Below are 14,762 nucleotides of genomic sequence, written 5' to 3'. Positions count from 1 at the left end.
TGTGCGTTCACGGGCAGTACATTGCAACGGAGTCGGTCGATTCATTGCGTTTCCCGGCAACACGATTGCAACTCTTTCGACTTCCTAGCCAGGTGAAAGCGCCTGGAGTCAGCCCACTCTCGTTGCTGCATGAAAAAACGCAACGTAGCTTTCACACCCCATGAAGATCGAAGGGGGAGGAATGACGAGCGAGCAAGTCGTGCTCGACGTCGAAGGCCTGCGCATGCGCTACGGCACGACCGACGTCCTGCACGACGTCACGTTCCACGCCCGCCACGGCGAGGTGCTCGCCCTGCTCGGCCCGAACGGTGCGGGCAAGACGACCACCATCGAGATCCTGGAGGGCTTCCGGATGCGGTCGGCGGGCCGCGTGTCGGTGCTCGGCGCGGACCCGGCCCACGCCGACGAGGGGTGGCGCGCCCGCGTCGGCGTCGTCCTGCAGTCGTGGCGCGACCACGGCAAGTGGCGCGTCCGCGAGCTGCTGCACCACCTGGGCACCTACTACGCCTGCTACGCCACCGACCGGATCGCGCGACCGTGGGACCCGGACGAGCTGGTCGCGGCCGTCGGCCTGGCCGCGCAAGCCGACCGGAAGGTCAGGACGCTGTCCGGCGGTCAGCGGCGCAGGCTGGACGTCGCGGTGGGCATCGTCGGCCGCCCGGAACTGCTGTTCCTGGACGAGCCGACCACCGGCTTCGACCCGGTGGCCCGGCGCGAGTTCCACGAGCTGGTGCGCCGGCTCGCCGCGCAGGACGCCACCACGATCCTGCTCACCACCCACGACCTGGACGAAGCCGAGAAGCTCGCCGACCGGATCGTGGTGCTCGACGGCGGCCGGATCGTCGCCGACGGCACGGCCGAGGAGCTGGCCCAGCGGATCGCGGGCGAGGACGAGGTCCGCTGGACCCACGCCGGACGGTCGCACGTGCGGCACGTGCGGGAGTCCACGAAGTTCGTGCACGACCTGTTCCGCCGCCACGGTGACGGCATCACCGACCTGGAGGTCCGCCGGGCCTCCCTGGAGGACACCTACCTGTCGCTGGTGCGCCGGGTCGAGGCGGGAGGGGTGGCCGGGTGAACCCCACCACGACGGCATCGCGTGCCGGTTGGCGGAGGGGCCTGATCGAGCTCCGGCAGTCGCTGACCAACGGCGCGGACCTGTGGAACCACGCGTTCTGGCCCGTGCTGATGCTGGTCGTCACGTACTTCCTGCGTGACGTGTCGTTCGGCGGGACCGGCTTCTCGGTCGGCGCGCTCGCGCTGCCGAGCATCCTGGGCATGAACGCCGCGATGGCCATGGTCACCATGAGCCAACTGCTCGCCGCCGAACGCGAGGACGGCACGCTCCTGCGCGCCAAGGCCACGCCCAACGGGATGCTGGGCTACCTGGTCGGCAAGATCGTCTTCGTGGCCGGTGGCCTGCTCGTGGACCTGGCGATCTTCCTGGTGCCGGGGGTGTTCCTGGTCTCCGGCCTGGTCACCGGCAGCGTGGACGCGTGGCTGACGCTGGCGTGGGTGCTGGCGCTGGGCATGCTCGCGGCCCTGCCGATCGGCGCGGTGCTGGGTTCGGTGTTCGCCGGCGCCCGCGGGCAGGGCCTGCTGATGCTCCCGATCCTCGGCATGATCGCTGTCTCGGGCATCTTCTACCCGGTCACGGCCCTGCCGGGCTGGGTGCAGTGGGTCGCCCAGGTCTTCCCGGTCTACTGGCTCGGCCTGGGCATGCGCTCGGCGCTGCTGCCCGACGCCGCCGTCACCGTGGAGATCGGGGAGTCCTGGCGGCACCTGGAGACCGTCGGCGTGCTCACCGCGTGGGCGGTCCTCGGCCTGGTCCTGGCGCCGGTCGTGCTGCGGCGGATGGCGCGGCGGGAGTCCGGGTCGAGCGTGGCCGAGCGCCGGGAGAAGTCACTCCAACGGGTCCGGTAGGCGGACAGGCCGCGACAGGGCGCAACGAAAGAGCCCCCAAGCGCGACCAAACAGAGGAGAGCGACGTGCCCGGATCGGAGGGCGTGACCATGACCGTCTTCGTCAGCTACACCCGTGCCGACGAGAGCCTGGTGCGCGCCCTCCGACAGGACCTCGACCGGATGGGGCACCAGGTCTGGCTCGACCACGAGATCCACGGCGGTGAGCTGTGGTGGCGCGAGATCATCCGCACGATCCAGGCGGCGCGGGTGTTCGTGTTCGCGCTGTCCGAGGCGTCCTGGAAGTCGGTGCCCTGCCACACGGAGTTCGAGTACGCGCAGCAGCTCGGCGTGCCCGTGCTCCCGGTGCAGGTCGGGCCGCTGGACCACCTCCGCATCCCGATCATGGAACGCCAGCTGGTCGACTACCGGGAGCGCAGCGCCGACGCGGTCGTGGCGCTGGCGGGCGCGCTCACGGAGCTGACCGCCCGGCCGCGCGTGCTGCCGAACCCCCTGCCACCCCCGCCGAAGGTGCCGTTCGAGTACCTGTACCGGATCGCCGAGCTCCTCGGCCCCGCGCCGATCCCGCCGGAACGGCAGGAGACCATCATCGGCCAGTTGCGCCGGCACCTGCGCACCGAGCGCGACGAGGTCGCCCGCGCCGACATCGTCAAGCTGCTGCGCGAGTTCCGCGAGCGCGGCGAGATCACCAACCTCAACTCGCGGGAGATCGACGAGATCCTGGCCAACGTCGGGCCGGGCGCGGGCGAAGACCTGCCCGAGGGCGCCACCTGGCTGTCGGCGGCCGACGACTGGGAGAAGAACCCGGTGGTGATCGGTCCGCCGCCCCCGCCGGAGGAGGAACCGGTCCAGCCGCCGAGCGGAGGTCCCGGGACGACACCGACCTGGCTGCGGGACGTGATTGCGGCCGAGGGACAACCGACCGTCGCGCAACCGAAGCCCGCCACGCCGCCGCCGAGCAGGCAGTGGTGGCAGGGCGGCGACTCGGCGTCCACGCGGTCGTCAGCCGAACGGCCGGCGGCGCCGCGGCCCGAACCGCGTCCACCGGAAGGGCTGAAAGCCGCCGTCCCGGAGGAACAGGCCGTGCCGGAACCGCCCGCGCGGAAGTGGAGCGCCCGCCGGTTGGGCCGCCTGAGCGTGCTGTTCTTCGCGCTCGCGGTCGTGTACCTGGTGGCCGCGCTGAACGTGCCCGCGATCGGCGTCGTCGCCGTGCCGATGCTGATCGCGGGAGTGGTGTTCGCCGTGCAGGCCCGACGGCGGCAGGAGCGATGACCTAACCCGCTCCGCGCCGCCGCACCCACCAGACGGTGGACGCGACCAGGGCCGCCACCACGACGCCCAGCGCCGCGCCCGCCTCGGAGTCCGCCAAGAGCCCGAAGACCAGCAGCGCGACGAAAGCCGCGACCACGAGCACGCCCGCCGGCACGGGCCGCTCGCGCGCAGGCTGCTCGACGGGCGCGGTCGGCGCGGACGGTTCAGCCGCGGCCCACCAGTTCCCTTCCCGCGTCACGACCGGGCGGGCGACCGGCGGCCGCGGCGCGGGAACGGGCACCGGCTCCACCACCACGGGGGTCCGCTCCCACCACGGCGTGAACCGGGGCGCGAGCAGGTCGTCCAGGCCCGAACTCGCGACCCACCCCGGGGTGCAGCACTGCTTGAGCCGCCCGGCCACCTCGGTCACGTGCGGGTCGCCGATCACCGCCAGGTGCGCCCACGCGGGCGTGTCGAACGGTGGCCGGAAGTCCTCCCGCCGCAACAGCAGGTTCTCGCCGGTGTAGCAGGTGCGCCACCCCGTGGGATCCCTCGCCAGCGCCAGCAGGGACAGGTAGATGACCAGCCCGGAGAACGTGTCCATCCACCGGCCCCAGGGCCGCTGTTCCGGTTGGTAGTTGCGGTGCCCGGTCTCGCCGGGCGCGAGCGCGCCGGAGAGCCGGGCGATCCACGAGCAGTCGAAGTCCACCAGCCGCAGGTCCCCGTCCCGGCTCACCAGGACGTTGCCGTGCTGGAGGTCGCCGTGCGCGAACTCGGCCCGCTGGATCCGTGCCACCAGGTCCCGCCACGTCACCGCGAGCGCGGCCAACGACGCGGTGTCCCGGCGCTCCACCAACTCGTCCACGTGCCGGTTCAACGTGTGCCCCTCCACCCACTGCATCCGCACCACCGGCCACGAGCGCCCGTTGACGCGGACACCGCCGTCCACCCACCGGGGCAGGGCGACCACGTTTTCCAGGCCGTGCGACGTGAAGTGCTCGTGCAACGCGCCGTAACGCTCAGAGCTCGACACGTCGTCCCGGGTGAAGAACCGCAACGCCTGCGGCTCGCCGTCCGCGACCGCCTTGAACACGACGGCGCTCGTGCCGGCCGCCGGCATCGGCACCCCGTACAGCGGGTGCGCGACGAGCTCCAGCCCGCGCAGCTCGTCGGCGACGAAGCAGTCCGGGCGCTGCACGGCCTTCATGTACTCGTCGGGCGTCGGGTACCGGGTCACAGGCACACCACCAGGTGCGTCGCGGGAGCCCGGGTGAACCGCACCCGCACCAGGGTGACGTCGTCGTTGACCATCTCCCGCGCCGCCCGCCGACCGCGGACCAGTTCCCGGAACGCCTCGGGGTGGTCCAAGCGCGCCAACGCCGTCCACAACGCGGGCCCGTCACGCAGGTCGGCCGCGGCGACCCACTGGGCGAACGCGTCCGTGGCCAGGTAGAGCAGGTCGCCGTCGGCGAGGTCGCCGTTCGCGAACACCGCCCGGTCGACCATGTCGTCCAGCGCGGCGGACCCGGTCGGCAGACCGTCCGGGTTGGACCCGAACCCATCCGGCGCGATGGGTGGGAACTGCGCCACGACCCGGTGCCCGCGGACGTGGAACAGCACCGCGTCACCCAGCGCGACGGCCGTCCAGCGCGGTCGCCGTCCGGCCAGGTCGTGCAACTCGCAGCCCAGGAACGTGGCGAACGAACCGACCGTGGCCTGCTTGAGCCGTTGCAGGTCGGTCGCGCCGGCCAGCCGGGGGTCGTCGTGCCACCGCGCCTGCATGTCCGACGCCCACCGGCGCAACGCCGCCGCGGTCAGGTCCGGCGCCGCGCCCTGGTCGCCGACGAAGCCCGCGACCAGTTGCTGGGCCCACCGGGCCGAGCCGAAGCCCTGCGTGGCGCCGTCGGCCACGGCGAACCGCGGTCCGCGCCCGGCGCCGTCGGCGGGGGCCGCCGCCGCGCCGTCCTCCCACTCGGCCTCGGCGTTGCCGTGCTTGGGCGCGTAGAAGACGACCTGGCGGGTGTGGCTCACGGCGCTACCTCGCGCGGTCCGGGACCCTGGTGCCGATCTGCAGCACCCGCAGCAGGGTCGAGCGGCCGACGTTGAACGCGAGGCCGCGCGCGCCGGGCCGGACGTCGTAGCCGTCGACCCGGGCGTTGTCGACCATAGGCGGCGGCAGCGGGCTGCTCAGCTCGAACAGGTCGGGGCCGGGGGACGGCAGGCCGTTCGGGTCGGACGGGAACACGATCTCGTCGACCTCGAACGGCGAGAGGAAGACGTTGAAGAACAACGTCGCGCCGTCGTCGGTCTCGATCGACGTCAGCCGCCGCACCCAGTCCCGGAGGGTCGCGCCGTCGTACGGGCTGTCGGTCACCATGCCGTCGGTGATGTTGACGACGATGGGCGGGAACGAGTCCGGGTGCGCGGCGGCCCAGTCGAACACGTGCGCGCCGGCGACCGCGATGGCCTGGCACATCGGCGTGCGGTAGCCGTGCACCGGGTCCACCCAGACCGGCATGCGCGCGCTCACCGGCATCACGTCGATGGACGGCTCCTCCCGCACCGCAACGGGGTGCTCGGCCAGCTCGGGCAGCGGCACGAGACCGCGACCGGCCAGCGCGCCGCCGAACGCCGACTCCACGCCCTCGCCAGGTTCGGTCACGCGTGCGCCGTAGCTGAAGATGCCCACGTCGAAGTAGTGCCGCACCGGGGCGTTGACCTCGGTGGTCGCCTTGATGCACATGTCCAGCAGGATGTTGTTCACCGCCAGCGCCGCACCCTCCGCGAGCGACGCGCCGGTGCGGCCCCAGGCGAGCTTCATCGAGTCCGAGCGGTCCAGCAGGATGACCACGCACCCCGGCTCGGACCGGGACACGGACTGCCGGTACTTCTCCACATCACACCCCCTCGTCGTCGGTCGTCACGTCATCCGGTGAGGTTGCGGCGGACCACCGTCGTCGGCCACGGTGCGCCCGCGCGCCACTCCCACCGGTGCCCGCACCTCGGGTTTCGGCAGCGGAACGCGTAGGTGTCGGCGCCCTGCTCGAGGTCGAGGCGGAAGTCGCCGCAGCGCGGGCACTGCGCGACCACCGCGCTGTCCACGTCGTAGCCGTCGCGCGACGGCCGCGGTTCGGCCGAGGCCGGTGGCGGGGCGGTCGCGGGGCGCGCGGGCGTTTCGGACCACCAGGTCCGGTTCGCCGCAGCGGGTTCCGGTTCCGCCAGGGCGCGCACCGGTTCCCGCGGCGCGGCAGGCGCCGGTTCCCGTTGCGCGGCGGGCACCCGGTGCGGCGTCGGACGCCGGTCGACGGTCAGCAGCCCGAGCGCGACGACGACCCCGAAGAGCCCGCCGACGACCACCACGGTCACCGCGCGCTTGAAGTCCAGGTCGAGCAGGTGGAGGCCGACCAGCCCGCCCAGGGCCGCGCACAGTGCGGTCAGCGCGGTCACCACCGCGTTCCCGGTGGTCATCGGGGAGCCTCCGACCGGGTGACGGGCAGCTCGACCAGACCCTCGGCGGCGACCTCCGGCCAGCACGTGAGGTCGCCGAGCCGGCGCGCCGGTGCCGGCGCCGACCAGCCCTGCGGCAGCCGCACGCAGATCGTGAGCGGCCCGTCCGCCGGAACGCCGTCGATCCGGCCCTCGGCGTTCACCGTGAGGGCCGATCCGGTCCCGGCGAACACCTCGACCCGGGCGTTGTCCAGCGAGGCCCGGTCCTGACCGTGCGCCACGAACCGGATGTCGACCGACCGGGTGGGCGCGGCGGGTTCGCCCACGACCGCGCCGAGCAGCAGGACGGCCAGGAACGAGACGACCAGCGCGTAGACCGGTGCCAGCCACCGGCTGCGCAGGGCGTCCGGCAACGCGGCCCGGTTTCCGCTGGTGCCTCCCGACGTGTGCACCTCGACCTCCGTGCGGAGTGTGGCGTGTACTCCGGGTATCGCGAAGGATCATGCGGCCGTGTCGGTGTGTCCCCCGGACGGGCGAACGGTCAAGGGAGGTTGCCGGTCGCGGCCAGGAACAGCGCGACGGCCGGGAGGAAGTTGTTCACCTGGTGGGCGACCACGCTCGCGAGCAGGTTGCCGGTGAGCAACCGGGCCAGGCCGATGGGGATCGACAGCACCAGCAGCAGCGGTGTGCGCAGCAGTTCCAAGTGCGCGACCGAGAACACGAGGCTGGTCGCCACGAACACGACCCAGCGGTTCCAGCCCAGGTGCTCGAACGCGCGCCACAGCACGCCGCGGAACAGCACCTCCTCGGCCAGCGGCGCGATGAGCCACACGGCGAGGAACGCGACCACGGCCGCCACGGGCGTCAGCTCCCGCCCGGCGAACGCGTCACCGACCGCCGAGGAGGCCTGGTCCTCGCCCACCCACGCGGCCCACACCGCCGCCGCGGGCAGCGTCAACGCCAACCCGCCCACGCCCAGGGCCAAGCCGATGGCGATGTCCTTGACGTTCCACCGGACCGCCAGCTCCCGCCACACCCGGCCGGCCCTCGGCCCGGCGCCGACCCGCCCGGTCCCGATCGCCGCCACCACCGCGGCCAACGACGTGGGCGCGACCAGCAACGCGAGCAGCCGGCCGTCCTCCAGCAGCGCGGTCTCCGCCGAGCCGTACGACAGCAGCACCAGCACCGACACGACCAGCATCGTGAGCTGCCCGACGAGGAACACGGCCACCAACGAGATCCCGGCCCGCCGTTGCCGGGCCGGCGCCGGCTCGTCCGGCGGCACGGCCCGGTGGTCGTCGTGCGGCACCGACCCGATCTGCTCTTCGCTCACAACCGTGGATAACCCGGCCCGCCGACGAGGTCAACCCGACACCGCGGGCACGCGACGGATCGAGACCAACGCGCGGCTCAGGCCGGACCCCGGCCGCCCGTCGACCGGCGGTGGCGCCAGCGCTGCTCGCCGTCGTCGCGGAACTCGCCCGTGGCGCGCATCCCGATCCGCCGCGCGACCGCCTCGCTGGACAGGTGCTCGGGCGCGATGTGCGCGTGCACGTCCACCGCACCGTGCTCGACCAGCCACCCCACCACCGCCTCGGTGGCCTCGGTGGCGTAGCCGTGACCCTGGAACGGGACGCCCACGACCCACGCCACCTCGGCGACGAGCCCCTGCGCACCGGCCGTGACCGTCGCCTGCACGGTGCCGACGGCCTTGTCGTCGGAGGTCCGGCGCACGACCCAGTTGAGCCGGCCCTCGCGGCCGTCGTCGGAGGAGGGCCGCTCCCACCGCCGGTACCGCGCCGCGAGTTCGGCGGCGGTGGGCGGTGCGCCGCCGATGACCGCGTAGAGCGCGGGGTCGCTCAGCACCGCCGCCATCTCCTCGGCGTCCGCGGCCCGCACGGGCTCGACGCGCAACCGTGCCGCGCGCACCACGGCGTCCTGCGGCCACCGGGCCGGCACCACCATCGGTCGACCCACGTGTCGCCCCCCAACGTCACGTGCACAGTAGTCACTCCGCACCGGCCGGCCACCACGAGATTCCGACGTGCGGCAATCGTCACGCCGAGGGGGCATGATCGGGAGGTGGTCACCTCACGGCGTGCCCGGCACGAGCGGCTGTCGGCGCGGTTGGCATCACTCGACGACCGCGCCCTCGCGGCCCTCGTCGGCACGCGCGAGGACGTCGGCGTGGGCGGTGGCTCCTCGGTGGTCGACGTCGGGGGCGCACCGGTGTTCGTCAAGCGCATCCCGCTCACCGACCGGGAACTCGCCCGGCCGCACGCCACGGCGAACCTGTTCGACCTGCCCGTGCACTGCCAGTACGGCATCGGCGGCCCGTCGTTCAACGCCTGGCGCGAGTTGGCCGCGAACCGGGTCGTCACCGACGCGGTGCTCGCGGGCGGCACGGCGGCGTTCCCCTTGCTGCACCACTGGCGGGTGCTGCCCGGCCGCGCGCGCGTCGCGGCCGAGCACGCCGACGTGGACGCCACCGTCGCCTTGATGGGCGGCAGCCCGGCCGTCCGCGCCCGGCTCGAAGCGCTGGCCGCCGCGTCGCACAGCCTCGTGCTGTTCTGCGAGCACATCCCGCACCCGGCGGCGGACTGGCTGGCCGAGGACCCGGCGGCCAAGGCCGAGGAGGTCGAACGGCAGTTGACCGGGATCGCCGCCTTCCTGCGCGACCGCGACCTGCTGCACATGGACGGGCACTTCGGCAACCTGCGCACCGACGGCGAACGGCTGTACCTGACCGATTTCGGGCTCGTCACGTCACCGGCGTTCGACCTGTCGGCGGACGAACACGACTTCGTCCACCGCAACGCCGCCCACGACGCCGACTACGCCGCCATGCGCCTGGTGAACTGGCTGGTGACCGAGGTGTGCGGCGTCACCGTGCCGCCGGGCGACGTCCCCACCGCCCGCAACGCCTTCGTCCACCGGTGCGCCGCCGGTGGCGTCCCGGCCGACGTGCCGCCCGCCGTGGCCGCGATCCTGGCCCGTCACGCGCCCGCCGCCGCCCGGCTGAACGACTTCTACTGGCGGTTGTTCGACGGCGAGTTCGACGCCGGGTACCCGGTCGGTCACGGTGACCGCATGCCTCGCAGGTAGGACACGGCCGCCCACGGGCGGCGGCCGAACGCGAGCACCTTCCCCGTGGCGACGGCCCGCGCGAGACGGGTGCGGCGGAAGATCGTGAGCATCATCGTGGCCGGGTCGAACCGGACCTGCGCGTCACGGCGCCGCCCGTCGGCGGGCTCGACCTGTAATCGGCCGTTGTCACTGGTCAGCACGACGGGCGTGGTGTGCTTCGAGCGGAATTCGAGGGTCACGCGGCCGTCCCCGCCGCCGCCCGCGAGCAGCCGGCCGGACCGGCCGCCGAGCATGGGCATGAGGAACAGGTCGAACGTGAGCGCGGCCTCGTGGGGTGTGATCGGCCACGGCACGTCCAGCGCGCGGGCGATGTCCAGGCCGTGGATCAGGATCTCGTTGAGCTGGTGGGCCACGTGCGCGGCGGCGGGCAGCCGGGCGCTGCCGAGCCACGGCCGCAGCTCGCGCGGGTCGACGTCCTTCGCCCGGGCCAGCAGCAGGTCGACCTCTTCGAGCAGGGTGTTCGACACCACGTCCAGCGCGCGTTCGGGGAAGTGCTCCAGGGTCAGCGCGTTGAGCCGCGCGAACCCGCCCAGGCTCGACTCCTGCCAGCCCCGGTCCAGGTCGGGCTCGTCGAGCGGGGCCAGGTCACCGCTGATCAGGCCGGCGTTGAGCCGCGCCACGACGGCGACGTGCGCGGCGGTGTCGGCCACCGACCAGTCACCGATCGCGCGGCGGTCCGGCGTGCGGCAGTCCAGGAGCATGCGGGTGAACCGCTGCGCGGCCGCGGCGAGGGCGTCCCGCGCGTCCTGCCACCGCTCGTCGGTGATGTGCAGCTCCACGAGTCGCCTCCCGCGCCGTCCGACGTCACTTCACCGAACGTAGTGAGCGGGCTGATGGGCGAACTACCGCTCAAGTGCTCTAAAACGGCGACGGCCGGGTTCGCCGAGCGGCGCCGACGCCAAGCTCACCGGGTCGGCAGTTCACCCGTGCTGGTGAGCCGCTCGGCCAGGGCGCGCAGCTTCAGGTTGGCCTGCTGGCTGGCCCGCACGAGCACGGCGAACGCCTGGTCGGCGGTGAGCTTGTGGCGTTCCATCAGGATGCCCTTGGCCTGCCCGATCAGGTCGCGCGTCTGCACGGCCTCGGCCAGGTGCTCGCGCTCCTGTGCGGTGGCCAGCGCGACGGCCGCGTGCCCGGCGAACAGCAGGCCCACGTGCTCGGACTCGTCGTTGAACGCGTGCGTGTCCGGCGAGTACAGGTTCAGCGCCCCGAGGTCGTCGCCGGACATGTACAGCCGGAACGACAGCATGCTCGCCACGTCCAGCTTGATCACCCGCTTGGCGAACACCGGCCAGCGCTTCTCCTCGCCCAGGTCCGGCGCGCTGACGATCTTCTGCTGGTAGAGCGCGGTCAGGCACGGCCCCTGGCCGGTGTCGTACTGGATCTGGTCCACGTCGTGCGGCACGTCGCCGGTCGCCGCGACGGTCCGCACGTCGCGCTTGCCGATGATCGTCATGATCCCGGCGTGCCACGCGCCGGGGATGGTGCCCACCGCCGCGCGCACGATCTCGTCCAGCGTGTCCTGCGCGTTGCCCTGCCGGTGCAGGGCGCGTGCGACCTCGTTCAGGCGCGCCGCCAGGTCATCGCTGGTCGTGTCCTCGGCCACGGGCCACCTCCGCTGGAAGTCGTCGGTCAACACAACCACACCAAGTCCCGGTGTGCCCCGTCACGCCTTCGCGCACACCATGGGGTCGCGTGGAATACGAGCCGGAAGCGTTCCGTTGAACCGGGTGTCGGCCCTGCCCGAGGTGCGCGGGGCGAAGTCGTCCGAAGCCGCTGCGTCGGCGGATGACCTCCAGCGATTCCCCTGGTAATCACGCACGGCCAGCCGTGCGCGAGTGCGATCCGGCAAGGAGACGACATGTCGTTGACGGTGCAGATGCCCCGCCAGACCCGCCCCACCCGCGAGGCCGAGCCCGCCGCGACCACTCGGCAGAGTTCCCGCGAGACCGACCCGGTCGGCCGGTACCTTCGCGAGCTCACGTCGACGCCCCTGCTCACCGCGGACGAAGAGGTCGTCCTGGCCAAGCGCATCGAGGCGGGCGTGTACGCCGCCGAACTGGTGCGCCGGGCCGAAGCGGGCGAAGGGCCGCCGGTCGACGCGCGGCGTCACCGTGCGCTGCGCACCGTGGTGCACGAGGGCGCGCGGGCGAAGGACCACATGATCCGGGCGAACCTGCGCCTGGTGGTGTCGGTGGCCAAGAAGCACGCGTTCCGCGGCCTGCCGCTGCTCGACGTCGTGCAGGAGGGCAACCTCGGCCTGATCCGCGCCGTGGAGAAGTGGGACTACGTGAAGGGCTTCAAGTTCTCCACCTACGCCGTGTGGTGGATCCGCCAGGCCATCGAACGCGGCCTGGCCGAGCAGACCCGCAGCATCCGGCTGCCGATGCACGTGCACGAGGAGGTCGGCAAGCTGCGCAAGGCCGAACAGCGGCTGCGGCTGGAGACCGACCGCGAGCCGACCGCCGAGGAGATCGCCGAGGTCGTCAAGATGCCGGTGACCAGGGTGGTCGACCTCTTGGCCGCGAGCCGTGCCGCGCTGAGCCTGGAGACCCCGATCGGTGACGACGGCGGCGCGTCCGTGGCCGACCTGATCGAGGACGCGGAGGCGGTGGACGCCCAGGAAGCGGTCGAGCAGCAGGAGCTCGCCGAGCAGTTGCGGGCCCTGGTCGGCACGCTGCCCGAGCGCCAGGCCCGGATCGTCACCCAGCGTTACGGCCTGTCCGACGGGCGTGCGCGCAGCCTGCAGGAGCTGTCCGAGGAGCTCGGCCTGACCCGCGAGCGCGTCCGCCAGCTGGAGAAGGAGTCCCTGCGCCTGCTGCGCGACCCCGAGCGCAACCGGGCCCTGCTCGCCCTGGCCGGGTGAGCCCGCCCGCGGCCAGGTTTTGCGGCCCGAGCCCCCTGGTAGCAGTCTCGGTGGTCCCACACCGCGAGGAGTGCCCGCCATGACTGAGCCCGCCCACCGCCTGACCACCACCGTGCTGGACCGGGGCGTCCTCCTGGTGGCCGTGTCCGGCGCCCTCGACGCCGCCACCCACCGGCCGGTAGTGTCCGAACTCGACGCCGTGTTCGAGGCACGCCCGCCGGGGGTGGTGCTGGACCTGAGCGCGGTGGAGTTCATGGGCTCGGTCGGCATCGCGATGCTGGTCAACTCGCACCACCGGGCCCTCCGGCTGCGGATCCCGTTCGCCGTGGTGGCCGACAGCCGCGCGGTGCTGCGGCCGTTGCAGATCAGCCAGGTCGACTCGACCCTGCCGCTGCACGCGTCCGTGGACGAGGCCGTGGCGGCGCTGCGGCTGGTGTCGACCTGACCGCACGCCGTGCGCGCACCAGCCGGAACAGGCCGAACGCCGCCAGGACGCCGAGGAGGGCGAGCACGAGCGGTCGCAGCGTGCGGGTCCACGGCCAGGCCGGGCCGCTGAGCGCGAGGTGGTCGACCGGGTACTCCAGCACCCTGGCCGTCCACGTAGCCGTGGCCACGTCCGTGGTGCGCGCCAGGTCGCGCAGCACGCCGTCGAACGGGAAACCGCCCTCCCGGTGCGGGTAGACCGGGCCGGCGTGCACGTCCGCCGCACCTCGACGCGCGGCTTCCGCGCCCGGCACGACCAGGCGGTCCAGGTCGGCGGACGGCTCGCCCCTCGGCGCGAACGTGAGCCCGTGCCGCGACCGCACCGGCGTCGCCCCCGACGCGACGGCCACCGTGCGGACGGCCAGCGACTGCCCGTAGGTGTCGAACACCGAGGCCAGCTCGATCTCGCCGACGCCGTCGGTGAGCAGCACCCCGATCGTGTCGCGGTTCCAGCCGAACGCCGTGTTGAGCCCGACGACGGCGTCGGCCGGCCGCACCCGTGCCTGCTCGATCGAGGCCGCCGTGCCCGGGCTGTGGTGCGGCCACCCGGTCCGTTCGGCCGCGCGGGCCGCGGCCTCCGGCCCGACCAACCGCTCGACCACGCGCAGGGTGCCGTCGACGCCGGACAGGATGCCCGCCGTGCTGATCACGTCCCCGTCGTCCACGTACCGCGTGCCGGGCACCCAGTCGACCCCCGGGTAGTCCTCCTCGAACGTGTCGAACCGCAACCAGTGCGCGGTCGCGCGACGCCCGTCGAGCAGGCCTGCCGACGCGAGCACGCCCGCCCCGTTGCACACGCTCAGCAGCAGCGACCCGCCCGCCGCCTGCCGGGCCAGCCAGCCCGTGACCGGCTCGGACGTGCTCTGCCCGACGTCGGGCATGGCGGGCACGACCACCACGTCCGGGGCCGCGCCGCCGAGCAGGTCGGCCAGCCCGGCGAACGTCAGGTCCGGCACCAGGTCCAGGCCGCCGGTCAACGGCGCGGGCCGGCCCGACGGTGCGACCGCGTAGACGTTGAACGCGCCGGTCGTGGCCAGGACCTCGAAAGGTGCGAGGGTGTCGGACACGACGGCGCCCCGGTCGCCCACCACGACGACGGCGGTCGGCTTGCCGGGGTCGCGCCGTCCGACCGCGGCGCGGTCAAGTCCTCGAACGCGGCGCGGACGGTGGGCGCGCCGAACGCGGTCGGCAGGGCCAGGGCGGCGAGCAGGTACACCAGGATCCGGGCGAACGCGCGCATGGCCGGTCAGCACCCGTACTCGTGGCGGCGACGCCACATCACGACCAGCATGGCCGGCACCATCAGCACGTGCCCGGCGGTCATCAGCGCCATCCCGGACAGCGCGCCCGCCCAGTGGAACGGCAGCAGCACGACGAACGGCGCGTACATCGCGGCCGACATCCCGGCGATGCCCACCCAGCCGTGCCGCCGGATCCTCATCCACAGCCCCATGCCCAGCGACATGTTCGTGGCCATCACCAGCACGTGCGCGGTGGCGTTGTCGGCCAGTCCCGGCCACGCGGACGACCAGACCGGTTCCAGGGCCACCATGCCCACCACCATGGACACGGCCATCTCCGCCGCGTGCCGCGCGAAGCGCCACCAGTGCTCGCGGCCCGTGCGGGCGATCGTCTGCTCCGAACTCATG

17 protein-coding genes are annotated in these 14,762 nt (G+C 73.2%); 6 read left to right on the top strand and 11 right to left on the bottom strand.

Translation table 11 applies throughout. The features are described from left to right. The first annotated feature begins 181 nt into the window (after positions 1–181). From FHX81_RS03270 to FHX81_RS03260, 3 genes are all read left to right on the top strand, one after another. Positions 182–1,078: an ABC transporter ATP-binding protein gene (locus FHX81_RS03270; RefSeq protein WP_141975137.1), complete on the top strand. Its 897-nt coding sequence runs from the start codon at positions 182–184 to the stop codon at positions 1,076–1,078. Then, entirely contained in the window at positions 1,075–1,923 is an 849-nt protein-coding gene (locus FHX81_RS03265; protein WP_211363360.1) for an ABC transporter permease, read from the top strand. The genes FHX81_RS03270 and FHX81_RS03265 overlap by 4 nt, the downstream gene beginning before the upstream one ends. 65 nt (positions 1,924–1,988) lie before the next feature. Further along, positions 1,989–3,194, top strand: a complete 1,206-nt coding sequence (locus tag FHX81_RS03260; protein ID WP_141975136.1) for a toll/interleukin-1 receptor domain-containing protein — start codon at positions 1,989–1,991, stop codon at positions 3,192–3,194. A 1-nt stretch (position 3,195) separates the two neighbouring features. On the opposite strand, the gene FHX81_RS03255 is transcribed toward FHX81_RS03260, so the two are convergent. From FHX81_RS03255 to FHX81_RS03225, 7 genes are all read right to left on the bottom strand, one after another. Next, the gene (locus FHX81_RS03255; RefSeq protein WP_141975135.1) at positions 3,196–4,410 is read right to left on the bottom strand and encodes a protein kinase family protein; all 1,215 of its coding nucleotides are present in this window, start codon (positions 4,408–4,410) and stop codon (positions 3,196–3,198) included. Then, entirely contained in the window at positions 4,407–5,204 is a 798-nt protein-coding gene (locus FHX81_RS03250; protein ID WP_141975134.1) for a protein phosphatase 2C domain-containing protein, read from the bottom strand. The genes FHX81_RS03255 and FHX81_RS03250 overlap by 4 nt, the downstream gene beginning before the upstream one ends. 4 nt (positions 5,205–5,208) lie before the next feature. Then, positions 5,209–6,069, bottom strand: coding sequence for a VWA domain-containing protein (locus FHX81_RS03245; protein WP_141975133.1), 861 nt, complete (start codon positions 6,067–6,069; stop codon positions 5,209–5,211). 29 nt (positions 6,070–6,098) lie between these two features. After that, on the bottom strand, positions 6,099–6,641 hold the full coding sequence (locus FHX81_RS03240; RefSeq protein ID WP_141975132.1) for a hypothetical protein: 543 nt from the start codon (positions 6,639–6,641) through the stop codon (positions 6,099–6,101). After that, a complete protein-coding gene (locus tag FHX81_RS03235; protein ID WP_141975131.1) occupies positions 6,638–7,072 on the bottom strand; it encodes a hypothetical protein in 435 nt (144 codons plus the stop codon). Before FHX81_RS03235 ends, FHX81_RS03240 begins: the two co-directional genes overlap by 4 nt. Positions 7,073–7,161: 89 nt before the next feature. Further along, positions 7,162–7,953 (bottom strand): CPBP family intramembrane glutamic endopeptidase, encoded by a 792-nt coding sequence (locus tag FHX81_RS03230; RefSeq protein WP_246107602.1) that lies wholly within the window; start codon positions 7,951–7,953, stop codon positions 7,162–7,164. A gap of 77 nt (positions 7,954–8,030) precedes the next feature. Next, the gene (locus FHX81_RS03225) at positions 8,031–8,597 is read right to left on the bottom strand and encodes a GNAT family N-acetyltransferase (RefSeq protein WP_211363359.1); all 567 of its coding nucleotides are present in this window, start codon (positions 8,595–8,597) and stop codon (positions 8,031–8,033) included. Between the two features lie 105 nt (positions 8,598–8,702). On the opposite strand from FHX81_RS03225, the gene FHX81_RS03220 reads away from it, so the two are divergent. Beyond that, positions 8,703–9,725 carry a serine/threonine protein phosphatase gene (locus tag FHX81_RS03220; RefSeq protein ID WP_141975130.1) on the top strand — a complete coding sequence of 341 codons (1,023 nt, stop codon included), beginning with the start codon at positions 8,703–8,705 and terminating at the stop codon, positions 9,723–9,725. Here the strand turns inward: FHX81_RS03220 and FHX81_RS03215 are convergent. After that, positions 9,698–10,546 carry a maleylpyruvate isomerase N-terminal domain-containing protein gene (locus tag FHX81_RS03215; protein ID WP_141975129.1) on the bottom strand — a complete coding sequence of 283 codons (849 nt, stop codon included), beginning with the start codon at positions 10,544–10,546 and terminating at the stop codon, positions 9,698–9,700. The genes FHX81_RS03220 and FHX81_RS03215 overlap by 28 nt on opposite strands. Before the next feature lie 125 nt (positions 10,547–10,671). After that, positions 10,672–11,409 carry a GAF and ANTAR domain-containing protein gene (locus FHX81_RS03210; RefSeq protein WP_141975128.1) on the bottom strand — a complete coding sequence of 246 codons (738 nt, stop codon included), beginning with the start codon at positions 11,407–11,409 and terminating at the stop codon, positions 10,672–10,674. 216 nt (positions 11,410–11,625) lie between these two features. On the opposite strand from FHX81_RS03210, the gene FHX81_RS03205 reads away from it, so the two are divergent. Together FHX81_RS03205 and FHX81_RS03200 are read left to right on the top strand one after the other, a co-directional pair. Further along, positions 11,626–12,630 carry a sigma-70 family RNA polymerase sigma factor gene (locus FHX81_RS03205; RefSeq protein ID WP_141975127.1) on the top strand — a complete coding sequence of 335 codons (1,005 nt, stop codon included), beginning with the start codon at positions 11,626–11,628 and terminating at the stop codon, positions 12,628–12,630. Between the two features lie 79 nt (positions 12,631–12,709). After that, positions 12,710–13,075: an STAS domain-containing protein gene (locus FHX81_RS03200; RefSeq protein WP_141975126.1), complete on the top strand. Its 366-nt coding sequence runs from the start codon at positions 12,710–12,712 to the stop codon at positions 13,073–13,075. Here the strand turns inward: FHX81_RS03200 and FHX81_RS03195 are convergent. Together FHX81_RS03195 and FHX81_RS03190 are read right to left on the bottom strand one after the other, a co-directional pair. Then, on the bottom strand, positions 12,996–14,180 hold the full coding sequence (locus FHX81_RS03195) for a DJ-1/PfpI family protein (RefSeq protein WP_246107601.1): 1,185 nt from the start codon (positions 14,178–14,180) through the stop codon (positions 12,996–12,998). The genes FHX81_RS03200 and FHX81_RS03195 overlap by 80 nt on opposite strands. A gap of 179 nt (positions 14,181–14,359) precedes the next feature. Then, positions 14,360–14,761, bottom strand: coding sequence for a hypothetical protein (locus tag FHX81_RS03190; RefSeq protein WP_141975125.1), 402 nt, complete (start codon positions 14,759–14,761; stop codon positions 14,360–14,362). Position 14,762 lies beyond the last annotated feature (1 nt).

The organism is Saccharothrix saharensis (assembly GCF_006716745.1).
GTDB classification, from domain to species: Bacteria; Actinomycetota; Actinomycetes; order Mycobacteriales; family Pseudonocardiaceae; genus Actinosynnema; species Actinosynnema saharense.
The sequence above is the reverse complement of the archived record's forward strand: the minus strand, read 5'-3'. Positions and strand labels throughout refer to the sequence as shown.